We start from the raw sequence: 10598 nt of genomic DNA, 5'->3' as shown, positions 1-10598 counted from the left end.
CCCCTCCCCCACCCTCCGCGGCAGTGGCGAAACGGTGCCGTGCCGCACTCCGTCGCGGCCCGGGATTCCACGGACCGGCCCGTGCGAACGGAGCGCGCCGGAACGCCGGTCGGCGTCGTGTTCCCGCCGTGCGCTGCTTGCCGTCGCCGAACGGGGAAGGAGTACGAGGACGGACGGCGCAAGACCGGAGGGGCCATGCCGCAGCTCGACACGGACAAGATCAGCCGCTGGGATCTCCACGGCCGCGAGCACGTCGTGCGCGTGCGACGCACCGGCGTGCAGCGCACGCTCAGCTGCGACACGTGCGGCTGGCGCAGAGGCGCCCGGTTCCTGCCCTGGGCCAGGGCGCAGGAGCACCTCGCCGACGCCCACCAGGCGACGGTGAACCCGGCGGCCGCGTAGGGCTAAGGGCGGGGGCCGCGAGCGTGGCCACCGGGAGGCGGCGCCTCATGACGTCCGCCCGTGGACACACCCCCCGGAAACGCGCCGGCCCCCGGCACGGCACCGCAGTGGTGCCGTGCCGGGGGCCGGTCGACGTCGGTCGTCGGGGGACGCCTCAGCAGCCGATCAGACGCGCTGCCAGGTAGCCCTCGATCTGGTCCAGCGAGATGCGCTCCTGCTTCATGGTGTCGCGCTCGCGCACGGTCACCGCGTTGTCGTCCAGCGTGTCGAAGTCGACGGTCACGCAGAACGGCGTACCGATCTCGTCCTGGCGGCGGTAGCGGCGGCCGATGGCGCCGGCGTCGTCGAACTCGATGTTCCAGTTCTGCCGCAGCGCCTGGGCCAGGCCCTTCGCCTTCGGCGACAGCTCGGGGTTGCGGGACAGCGGGAGCACCGCGACCTTCACCGGGGCCAGGCGGTGGTCGAGCCGCAGCACGGTCCGCTTCTCCAGCTTGCCCTTGGCGTTGGGCGCCTCGTCCTCGACGTAGGCGTCGAGCAGGAAGGCGAGCATCGCCCGGCCGACACCGGCCGCCGGCTCGATGACGTACGGCGTCCAGCGCTCGCCGGCCTCCTGGTCGAAGTAGGAGAGGTCCTGGCCGGAGGCCTTCGAGTGCGCGCCGAGGTCGAAGTCGGTGCGGTTGGCGACGCCCTCCAGCTCGCCCCACTCACTGCCACCGAACTGGAAGCGGTACTCGATGTCGGCGGTGCGCTTGGAGTAGTGGGAGAGCTTCTCCTTCGGGTGCTCGTACCACCGCATGTTCTCCTCGCGCAGGCCGAGACCGGTGTACCAGTTCCAGCGCTGCTCCATCCAGTACTCCTGCCACTTCTCGTCCTCGCCCGGCTTGACGAAGAACTCCATCTCCATCTGCTCGAACTCGCGGGTGCGGAAGATGAAGTTGCCGGGCGTGATCTCGTTGCGGAAGGACTTGCCCATCTGGGCGATGCCGAACGGCGGCTTGCGGCGCGAAGTGGTCTGCACCTGGGCGAAGTTGGTGAAGATGCCCTGGGCGGTCTCGGGACGCAGGTAGGCGATGGAGCCGGAGTCCTGCGTCGGGCCGAGGTGGGTGGAGAGCAGGCCCGAGAACTGCTTGGGCTCGGTGAAGGTGCCCTTGTTGCCGCAGTTGGGGCAGTTGAGGTCGGCGAGGCCGTTCTCCGGGGCGTGGCCCTTCTTCTCCTCGTAGGCCTCCTCCAAGTGGTCCGCGCGGAACCGCTTGTGGCAGGAGGTGCACTCGGTCAGCGGGTCCGTGAAGGTGGCGACGTGGCCGGAGGCCACCCACACCTCGGGGGCCAGGATGACGGACGAGTCGATTCCGACCACGTCCTCGCGCGACGTCACCATGTAGCGCCACCACTGGCGCTTCAGGTTCTCCTTGAGCTCGACACCCAGCGGCCCGTAGTCCCAGGCGGCACGCTGGCCGCCGTAGATCTCACTGCAGGGGAATACGAAGCCACGGCGCTTGCTCAGGCTGACGATGGTGTCGATCTTGTCGGCGGCCACGGTGCTCTCTTCATTACGACGACGGGCGACGAAGCGAGATGCTTCCAGCGAATGACCCAGGTTACCGGCGAGGACCGCCCCTCAACCAATCGGTCTCCCTGTTCGGACCCCCACCCCCCTTGTTGACAACGGTTTCCATATTATTTGAAAATGACTGTCATGAACGTACGACGACTCCCCATACCCACGGCCGTCGTGGCCGCGGCCGCCGCCCTCGGTCTCGGCGCCCTCTCCGCCTGCTCCTCCGGCGGTGCGGCCGCGGGCGACACCGACAAGTTCGACGTCGTCGCGTCGTTCTACCCGATGGCGTTCCTCGCCGAGCAGATCGGCGGCGAACACGTCCACGTCACCAGTCTCACCCAGCCCGGCCAGGAGCCGCACGACCTGGAGCTCAGCACCCAGCAGATCGTGCGACTCCAGGAGTCCGACGCGGCGCTCCACCTCAAGGGCCTGCAGCCCTCCGTCGACGAGGCCATCGCCCAGTCCGAGGTCGGCACGAAGATCGACGCGGCCACCCTGACCTCCCTCGAGGACCACGAGGACGAACACGGCCACGAGGACGGCCACGAGGACGAACACGGCCACGAGCACGAGCACGAAGGCGGCAAGGACCCCCACGTCTGGCTCGACCCGGTCAAGTACGCCGAGGTCGCCGAGGGGGTCGGCAAGGCCTTCGAGAAGGCCGACCCGGACCACGCCGCCGACTACCGGAAGAACACCGAGGCCCTGGTCGGCAAGCTGCACGACCTCGACGCGGCGTTCGAGACCGGGCTGAAGAACAGGAAGACCGACGTCTTCATCACCACGCACTCCGCCTTCGGCTACCTCGCCGAGCGCTACGGCCTGATCGAGGAGGCCATCAGCGGCCTGTCCCCCGAGTCCGAGCCCAGCGGCGCACGCGTGAAGGAGCTCACGAGGACGGCCGAGGCCGACGGCGTCACCACCGTGTTCTACGAGACGCTCGTCAGCGACCGGACCGCGAAGACCCTCGCCGACGACGCCGGGCTGAAGACGGACGTCCTCGACCCGATCGAGGGCATCACCGACGGCTCCCGCGGCGACGACTACTTCCAGGTCATGGAGTCCAACCTCAAGTCCCTGCAGACCGCCCTGGGAGCCAAGTGACCGCCCCCGGACACCCCGCCCCCTCGGAGGACGGCATGAACGAGCCCGTCATATCCCTGCGCGGCGTCCGCGCCGAGCTGGGCGCACGCCCCGTCCTGCGCGGCATCGACCTCACCGTGCACCGCGGTGAGGTCGTCGCCCTGCTCGGCGCGAACGGCTCCGGCAAGTCGACGGCCGTGCGCAGCATCATCGGCCAGGTGCCGGTCGGCGCCGGCGAGATCGAGCTGTTCGGCACCCCGCGGCGCCGGTTCCGCGACTGGGCGCGCGTGGGCTACGTCCCGCAGCGCACCACCGCCGCGGGCGGCGTGCCGGCGACGGTGACCGAGGTGGTCTCCTCGGGCCGCCTGGCCCGCACCCGCTTCGGCGTCTTCCGCAAGGCCGACCGCGAGGCGGTGCGGCGCGCCCTGGACCTGGTCGGCATGGCGGACCGGGCCAAGGACTCCGTCGACGCGCTCTCCGGCGGCCAGCACCAGCGGGTGCTGATCGCCCGCGCGCTCGCCGCCGGACCCGAACTGCTGATCATGGACGAGCCGATGGCGGGCGTGGACCTGGCCAGCCAGGAGGTCCTCGCCGAGACCCTGAGGGCCCAGGTCGCCGAGGGCGCCACCGTCCTGCTCGTCCTGCACGAACTGGGCCCTCTGGAGCCCCTGATCGACCGGGCGGTCGTCCTCCGCGACGGCTGCGTCCTGCACGACGGCCCGCCCCCCGAGGCCGTCGGCCAGCACGCCCTGCCCGGCCACGACCACGTCCACCCGCACGCACCGGCGGGCGCCGAACCGATCCGCACGGGACTGCTGAGCTGACCCATGGAAATCCTGAACTACGCCTTCATGCAGCGGGCACTGCTCGCCGCCGTCCTGGTCGGCATCACCGCCCCCGCCGTCGGCATCTACCTCGTCCAGCGCCGCCAGGCCCTGATGGGCGACGGCATCGGCCACGTCGCCATGACCGGCGTCGGCCTCGGCTTCCTGCTCAGCTGGTCGCCGGTGTGGATGGCCGCGCTCGTCTCCGTCCTCGGCGCCGTCCTGATGGAGCTGATCCGCTGGTACGGCCGGACCCGTGGCGACATCGCCCTCGCGATGCTCTTCTACGGCGGCATGGCGGGCGGCGTCATGTTCATCAACCTCGCCCCGACCGGCTCCAACGCGAACCTCACGTCCTACCTGTTCGGCTCCCTGTCGACGGTCTCCGAGTCCGACGTGACGGCCATCTGCGTCCTGGCCGCGTTCGTCGTCCTGGTCACGGTCGGTCTGCGCCGGCAACTGTTCGCGGTCAGCCAGGACGAGGAGTTCGCACGGGTCACGGGCCTGCCGGTGCGCTTCCTGAACCTGCTGACGGCGGTCACGGCGGCGGTGACGGTCACGGTCGCGATGCGCGTGGTCGGCCTGCTGCTGGTGAGCGCGCTCATGGTGGTCCCCGTCGCGGCCGCCCAGCAGCTCAGCCGCAGCTTCGCCGCCACCTTCGCCCTCGCCGTCGCGATCGGCGTGAGCGTGACCCTCGGCGGCACGGTCACCTCGTACTACCAGGACGTGCCGCCCGGCGCGACGATCGTGCTGCTGACGATCGGCGCGTTCATCGTGCTGACCGCACTGGCGACCCCGCTGGCCCGCCGCCGCGCCCGGGCGCTGGCCGCCGCACATCCCGGCGGTGACCCCGTGGAGTGCGCGATCCCGGCCAGCCGCGTGACCGCCGACGGGGCGGACGTCTGACCCACCTCCGCCCGGACACTGGCACAATGGCCCCGGCAGAGGCAGACGTGAGGAGGCAACGGTGACCACCGCTGGACCGCCCGTGAAGGGCCGCGCCACTCGGCAGCGGGCCGCTGTGGCGGCTGCGCTTCAGGAGGTCGACGAGTTCCGCAGCGCGCAGGAACTCCATGACATGCTCAAGCACAAGGGCGACTCGGTCGGACTCACCACGGTCTACCGCACGCTGCAGTCCCTCGCCGACGCCGGTGAGGTCGACGTCCTGCGCACCGCCGAGGGCGAGTCCGTCTACCGCCGATGCTCCACCGACGACCATCATCACCACCTGGTCTGCCGCGGCTGCGGCAGGGCGGTCGAGGTGGAGGGCCCGGCCGTGGAGAAGTGGGCCGAGGCCATCGCCGCCGAACACGGCTACGTCAACGTGGCGCACACGGTCGAGATCTTCGGCACCTGCGCGGAGTGCGCGGCGACCCGCGACGCGTGAGGACCGGTGAGCCCCGGGCCCGGAGAACCCGGGCCCGGGGCTCACGCACGTCCCACCCGCGCGGCGGACGACGGCCCGGGAGCGCGATCCCCGCCGGTACGACGCGCGGACCGGGCCCGCACCGCCGGGGCGAGCCCCCGGCGACCTCGGGTCACGCCTGCTCGCCCTCCATGGCCAGCAGCTCCTCGTTGGGGATCGCACCGCCGAAACGGCGGTCCCGGGAGGCGAATTCGAGACAGGCCCGCCACAGGTCACGGCGGTCGAAGTCCGGCCACAGGACGTCCTGGAAGACCATCTCGGCGTAGGCGCTCTGCCAGAGCAGGTAGTTGGACGTGCGCTGCTCGCCGCTCGGCCGCAGGAACAGGTCGACGTCCGGCATGTCCGGGTAGTAGAGGTACTTGGCGAAGGTCTTCTCGGTCACCTTCGACGGGTCGAGCCGCCCGGCCCGCACGTCCTCCGCGAGCGCCTGCGCGGCGTCGGCGATCTCCGCGCGCCCGCCGTAGTTCATGCAGAAGTACAGCGTCAGCCGGTCGTTGTCCTTCGTCTGCTCCTGGGCGATCTGGAGCTCCTTGGCCACCGACTTCCACAGCTTGGGCATCCGCCCCACCCAGCGCACCCGCACCCCGAGCTCGTCCAGCTGGTCCCTGCTCTTGCGGATGAAGTCCCGGTTGAAGTTCATCAGGAAGCGCACCTCGTCCGGCGAGCGCTTCCAGTTCTCGGTGGAGAAGGCGTACAGGGAGATGGCCCCCACGCCCATCTCGATCGCGCCCTGCAGCACGTCCAGCACCCGCTCGGCGCCGACCTTGTGCCCCTCGGTGCGCGGCAGCCCCCGCTCCTTGGCCCAGCGCCCGTTGCCGTCCATGACGATCGCCACGTGGTTCGGGACCAGCTCGCCCGGGAGCTTCGGGGGCCGCGCGCCGGAGGGGTGCGGTTCCGGCGTCCTGTACTCCCGGCGCTGGCGCCCCAGGAACCCGCGTACGACCATGTGTCTCTCGTCTCCTCGTGCCGACGTTCTGTGCTTGTCTCTCGCGACGTGCTGCTCGCGCTCACTTCTCGACGTACCGGAGCGAGCGCAGTCCGCGCTCCAGGTGCCAGTGCAGGTAGGCGGACACCAGCCCGCTCCCCTCCCGGACGTACCGCGCCTCGCACGCGTCCGCGGTCTCCCAGTCTCCCGTGAGCAGCGCGCCGAGCAGTTCCAGGGCCTGCGGCGAGGGTACGACGCTGCCGGGCACCCGGCAGTCGACACAGAGGGAGCCGCCGGACGCGACCGAGAAGAACCGGTTCGGCCCGGGCATCCCGCACTTCGCGCAGTCGCCGAAGCTGGGCGCGTAGCCGTTGACGGCGAGGGAGCGCAGCAGGAACGCGTCGAGGACGAGGTGCGGTGCGTGCTCGCCCCGGGCGAGCGTCCGCAGGGCCCCGACCAGCAGCAGGTACTGCTGCACCGCCGGCTCGCCCTCGTGGTCGGTGAACCGCTCGGCGGTCTCCAGCATCGCCGTGCCGGCGGTGTAGCGGGCGTAGTCGGTGACGATCCCGCCGCCGTACGGCGCGATGGTCTCGCTCTGCGTGCACAGCGGCAGACCGCGCCCGACCAGCTCGCTCCCCTTCGCGAAGAACTGCACGTCCACGTGCGAGAACGGTTCGAGGCGCGCGCCGAACTTCGACTTCGTCCGGCGCACCCCCCTCGCCACGGCGCGTACGCGCCCGTGACCGCGTGTGAGCAACGTGATGATCCGGTCCGCCTCACCCAGCTTCTGGGTGCGCAGCACGATGCCGTCGTCGCGGAACAGACTCATGACATCCATTGTCGCCCACCCCTCAGGGCACCTCACCGCGGCTGCGGGCATTGGCGTACGCGGTCGCCGCGCGCAACCGCTCCGCCGGCGTCGCACGGCGGACGGCCCCCGGATCGGCGTCCCACTCCCGGCCGCCGCCGTACGGTCTCAGCTGGACGTAGGGCCCCTCGTGCCCCGTGACGACGCCGATCCGCTCGGTGCGGGTGTCGACGACGTGGGCACCGACGGGAGGCTTCACCGCGCCACCGCCGTCGCCGCCGTCACCGCCACCGCGATCCGCCGGGCGGTCTCCGCGGAGCACCGCCCCAGTTCGACGAGCGGACAGGGCACCTCCCGCGCGAGACTCACCGGGTCCAGCCCCAGTGACGGCAGGGTGATTCCGGCCTTCGCGAGCGCCGCCCGCAATTCCTCCACCGCTTCCTCCGCCTCTTCGACGCAGAGCACCGAGCGCTGCACCTCCACCGCGATCCCCTTCCCTTTCGACTTTCACTCTTCGTATCCCCACGGTCGCACTCCGTGTCTACACTCGGGAAGGGTTTGCGCACTACAAGCACGGGGTTGTGCAAAGGGGCGAAGAAGGGGGCAGCAATGGCCAATGGTTCGCGCCAGGCCGCGTGGGAGTTCTTCGGGGCGGAGTTGAAGCGGCGACGGGAGGAGGCGGGGTTCACGCAGGTGGAGCTGGGGGCGCGGGTGTTCGTCTCGGGCGGCTATGTCGGCCAGTTCGAACAGGCCATTCGGAAACCTCAATTGGATGTGGCACAGCGGATCGACGCGGTCCTGCAAACCGACGGTATTTTCGAGCGGTTGTGCAGGAAGCTGATCGACGACCGGCGGTATGCGGATTACTTCGCGGAGGTGGTGGAGCTCGAGAAGCTCGCCACCAAGCTGTGCGAGTTCGCTCCCGCATTGGTTCCAGGACTTCTCCAGACGGCGGGGTACGCCCGCGCGGTAACCGTGGCGGCCAACCCGTTCGTCACCGACGAGTACGTCGAGGAGAAAGTCACGGCTCGCCTGGAACGGGCACGCGTCCTCAACGACGTGACACGGCCGGAGTATTGGGTCGTCCTGCACGAGAATGCACTCCGCACCCCGGTGGGCGGACGCGCGGCGATGGCCGGGCAGTTGGAGCACATCGCCCGACTGGTGCGTGAGCGCCACGTGGTGGTGACGGTCCTTCCCTACGCGGAGGGGGCCCACCCGTGCATGGGCGGCATGCTGACGCTCATGGAGTTCGATGACGCGCCGCCCGTCGCCTATACGGAGACGTCGTTTTCGGGAACGTTGGTCGACGACCCGGCCGTGGTGAAGCGAGCGCAGCGCGCATACGATCTGCTCAGGGTCGCCGGGCTGTCGCCAGAGGCGTCCCTGGCCCTGATCGAGTCGGCGGCAGAGGACTTCGGACGATGCGCGAGTACGACCTGAGCGACGCACGCTGGCGCAAGAGCAGCTACAGCAACGGTGAGGGCGGCAGCTGCGTCGAGGTCGCCGACGGAGTCCCCGGCGCCGTCCCCGTCCGGGACAGCAAGGTGACCGGCGGACCGGTGGTCGTCGTCGGGTCGGCTGCCTGGACGGAGTTCCTCCGCACCGTGGGGCCACTCGCTTCTCGGTGAGTGGCCCCACAGCCACCACATGACACCGGCTCCTGCAGCCCGCCTCCCCTTACCGGACCGGCCGTTGTTCCTTCCTGGCCAAGTCGATGCCGGCCGCGCGCAACGGCACGGTGCCGCCCGCGGTGTACGAGAAGGACGTCGCTGGGAGCCGCGCCGCGTATCCGCTCAGCGGCGTGCTGAAGCTGCGTGAGGCGTTCGGCCACCCGGTCAGGGCATCCCCGGTGACGCACTCGGTCGAAGAGGTCCCGGTCGTCTCCCGCGGGCGGCCGTCGGTCCGCCGCACGACGGTCCGAGGAGGCACCGGCGGGGCCTTCCGGGCTGCTCGTCGGACCGGACGATGAACTGTCGATGGCTCCGTTGGCGTGACGTTTCGCCGCGGTCGCAACCGGGGCGGGCGCAGGCGGGCTCCTGTCCTGCAGAACCGACACCCCTGGCGAGGAGACCGACATGACCGCCACCGCTTTCGAGTACGGCCCGAACCACGCCTTCGCCGAGGGCGACTACCTGCTGGCCCCGCCGAACCCGGCCGAGCGCCTCGACACCTCCATCGCCCCGCGCGACCGTCGGCGGCTGGAACTCCAGGCAGCCCTCACCGCGGCCGGCATCCCGCCCCGCCCCGAGGACCGCGAGGCCATCGACAGCCTCAGCGCGCTGTCCGGCAGCATCAACACCACCATCCAGCGCTGGCTGCACCACACCCTCTGACGGACGCGCGGCGGACACGGCGCGCCCACGGGTCATGGCCTTCCCGGTGCCACCAGTCCCGACTCGTAGGCCGCGATGACCAGTTGGGCCCGGCCCCGCGCCCCGAGCCTGCCCATGATCCGGCTGACGCGGGGCTTCGCGGTGAGCGGGCCCAGACCCGACGACTCGGCGACCTCCGTGTCGTCGAGGCCGCGCGCGACCGGGGCGAGCGCCCCCGCTCACGGTCCGACGGACAGTCGGGGCCGGCGGCCACCGGCGGGGACGGGCCGCGCAGGAACCGCTCGATCAACCGTGCCGTGGGCCCCGGGAGGGGGCCGGTCCGTGCCCGCTCAGCCCCGGTCGACCATCCAGGTGCCGTCCTCCTCGTCGTCGACCCGCACCTCCAGTTCGCGCAGGCTCATGCCGGCCTCCCAGAGGTCCCTGAAGCGCTTCATCCGGTCCTGGACGTGGTCCGGCCGCGCGATGAGCCGGGTCCTGATGTTGACGTCGCGCAGGTCCTGGTCGATCTCGAAGGACACCGCCTCGTCGTAGACGATGAAGTCGTTGGTGGTGCCGCGCAGCAGGTGCGGCGGCAGTTCCGGCAGGACCGCCACGCGCACCTCGATGTGCAGCACTTCCTGCTCCTCGCACAGCCGCAGCAGCCGGTCGTCCAGTTCCCGCGCGCTCTCCAGCAGGAACAGCCGCCGTACCGGCACCCCGTGCTCGTCGATCGCCTCCTGCTGGGCGTGGAGGTAGCGGCTGGCGGGCTCGCTGTTCCAGAACTCCCGGTCGACGGAGGTGCTGGTGGCGCAGATGGACTCCTCCGCGGCGCGGGTGAGGGCGAGCATCCAGTCGTGGTTCTCGCCGGGGCACTCCACCGTCAGGGTGGTGAGGTCCGTCATGTACCCGATCACCCGCTGCATCTCCAGGCGGACGAAGGTGGACAGGATCGGGGGCCCGGGGGCCAGGACGTCGGCGAAGTTGGTGGCCAGGTCGGGCACCGCCTCGATGGGGATCCGGGCCGGCTGGGGCCCGGCGGAACGGTCCGTCGCGACGGGGAGGTTCTCGGCGAGCTGCTTCACGTCCTCGGTGTACCGGACCAGGTCGCTGCGCAGGTCGTCGTGGCGCCGCAGCGGTGGCCGTCCAGTACCTCCTCGGCCCGGACCGGACGGCGGAGGAACGGGCCAGGCACGCGGAGAGGCTGCTGGCCGAGACCGCCGCCACCGTACGGGACGGGCTGCGGCGCCACGACGACCT

General features: G+C 70.9%; 13 protein-coding genes and 2 pseudogenes. 8 read left to right on the top strand and 7 right to left on the bottom strand.

What is annotated here, in order from left to right:
• Positions 1-195: 195 nt before the first annotated feature.
• On the top strand, positions 196-402 hold the full coding sequence (locus B7L92_RS33085; RefSeq protein WP_016826355.1) for a hypothetical protein: 207 nt from the start codon (positions 196-198) through the stop codon (positions 400-402).
• A gap of 154 nt (positions 403-556) precedes the next feature.
• Here B7L92_RS33085 and B7L92_RS33080 read toward each other — a convergent pair whose 3' ends face one another.
• Positions 557-1939 carry a glycine--tRNA ligase gene (locus B7L92_RS33080; protein WP_081240963.1) on the bottom strand — a complete coding sequence of 461 codons (1383 nt, stop codon included), beginning with the start codon at positions 1937-1939 and terminating at the stop codon, positions 557-559.
• A gap of 159 nt (positions 1940-2098) precedes the next feature.
• Between B7L92_RS33080 and B7L92_RS33075 the strand changes: the two genes are divergently transcribed.
• The 4 genes from B7L92_RS33075 (at position 2099) to B7L92_RS33060 (ending at position 5254) form a co-directional block, all read left to right on the top strand.
• Entirely contained in the window at positions 2099-3064 is a 966-nt protein-coding gene (locus B7L92_RS33075) for a metal ABC transporter substrate-binding protein (protein ID WP_081240962.1), read from the top strand.
• Positions 3065-3099: 35 nt separating this feature from the next.
• Positions 3100-3867: a metal ABC transporter ATP-binding protein gene (locus tag B7L92_RS33070; RefSeq protein ID WP_081240964.1), complete on the top strand. Its 768-nt coding sequence runs from the start codon at positions 3100-3102 to the stop codon at positions 3865-3867.
• A gap of 3 nt (positions 3868-3870) precedes the next feature.
• A complete protein-coding gene (locus tag B7L92_RS33065) occupies positions 3871-4773 on the top strand; it encodes a metal ABC transporter permease (protein WP_081240961.1) in 903 nt (300 codons plus the stop codon).
• Between the two features lie 61 nt (positions 4774-4834).
• Positions 4835-5254: a Fur family transcriptional regulator gene (locus B7L92_RS33060; RefSeq protein WP_004988380.1), complete on the top strand. Its 420-nt coding sequence runs from the start codon at positions 4835-4837 to the stop codon at positions 5252-5254.
• A 151-nt stretch (positions 5255-5405) separates the two neighbouring features.
• Here the strand turns inward: B7L92_RS33060 and B7L92_RS33055 are convergent, their stop codons facing one another.
• The 4 genes from B7L92_RS33055 to B7L92_RS33040 form a co-directional block, all read right to left on the bottom strand.
• Positions 5406-6239 carry an isoprenyl transferase gene (locus B7L92_RS33055; protein ID WP_004988378.1) on the bottom strand — a complete coding sequence of 278 codons (834 nt, stop codon included), beginning with the start codon at positions 6237-6239 and terminating at the stop codon, positions 5406-5408.
• Positions 6240-6300: 61 nt separating this feature from the next.
• Positions 6301-7047, bottom strand: a complete 747-nt coding sequence (gene recO, locus B7L92_RS33050) for a DNA repair protein RecO (protein WP_004988377.1) — start codon at positions 7045-7047, stop codon at positions 6301-6303.
• A gap of 22 nt (positions 7048-7069) precedes the next feature.
• Positions 7070-7285, bottom strand: a complete 216-nt coding sequence (locus B7L92_RS33045; RefSeq protein ID WP_081240960.1) for a hypothetical protein — start codon at positions 7283-7285, stop codon at positions 7070-7072.
• A complete protein-coding gene (locus B7L92_RS33040) occupies positions 7282-7509 on the bottom strand; it encodes a hypothetical protein (protein ID WP_081240959.1) in 228 nt (75 codons plus the stop codon). The genes B7L92_RS33045 and B7L92_RS33040 overlap by 4 nt, the downstream gene beginning before the upstream one ends.
• Positions 7510-7635: 126 nt before the next feature.
• On the opposite strand from B7L92_RS33040, the gene B7L92_RS33035 reads away from it, so the two are divergent.
• The 3 genes from B7L92_RS33035 to B7L92_RS33020 all read left to right on the top strand — a co-directional run bounded on the left by B7L92_RS33035 (position 7636) and on the right by B7L92_RS33020 (position 9362).
• Positions 7636-8469: a helix-turn-helix domain-containing protein gene (locus B7L92_RS33035; RefSeq protein ID WP_081240958.1), complete on the top strand. Its 834-nt coding sequence runs from the start codon at positions 7636-7638 to the stop codon at positions 8467-8469.
• Entirely contained in the window at positions 8451-8657 is a 207-nt protein-coding gene (locus B7L92_RS33030; protein WP_081240957.1) for a DUF397 domain-containing protein, read from the top strand. Before B7L92_RS33035 ends, B7L92_RS33030 begins: the two co-directional genes overlap by 19 nt.
• A 447-nt stretch (positions 8658-9104) precedes the next feature.
• Positions 9105-9362 (top strand): hypothetical protein, encoded by a 258-nt coding sequence (locus B7L92_RS33020; RefSeq protein WP_081240955.1) that lies wholly within the window; start codon positions 9105-9107, stop codon positions 9360-9362.
• Positions 9363-9394: 32 nt separating this feature from the next.
• Here B7L92_RS33020 and B7L92_RS42990 read toward each other — a convergent pair.
• Positions 9395-9669: pseudogene (locus B7L92_RS42990) on the bottom strand (response regulator transcription factor); the annotation flags it as partial.
• 22 nt (positions 9670-9691) lie between these two features.
• Positions 9692-10489, bottom strand: a pseudogene (locus B7L92_RS33010) (hypothetical protein); the annotation flags it as partial.
• Positions 10490-10598: the final 109 nt, after the last annotated feature.

This window comes from Streptomyces viridosporus (assembly GCF_002078235.1).
In the GTDB taxonomy this organism is placed as follows: Bacteria; Actinomycetota; Actinomycetes; order Streptomycetales; family Streptomycetaceae; genus Streptomyces; species Streptomyces viridosporus.
This window is presented reverse-complemented; position numbering and strand designations above follow the sequence as displayed.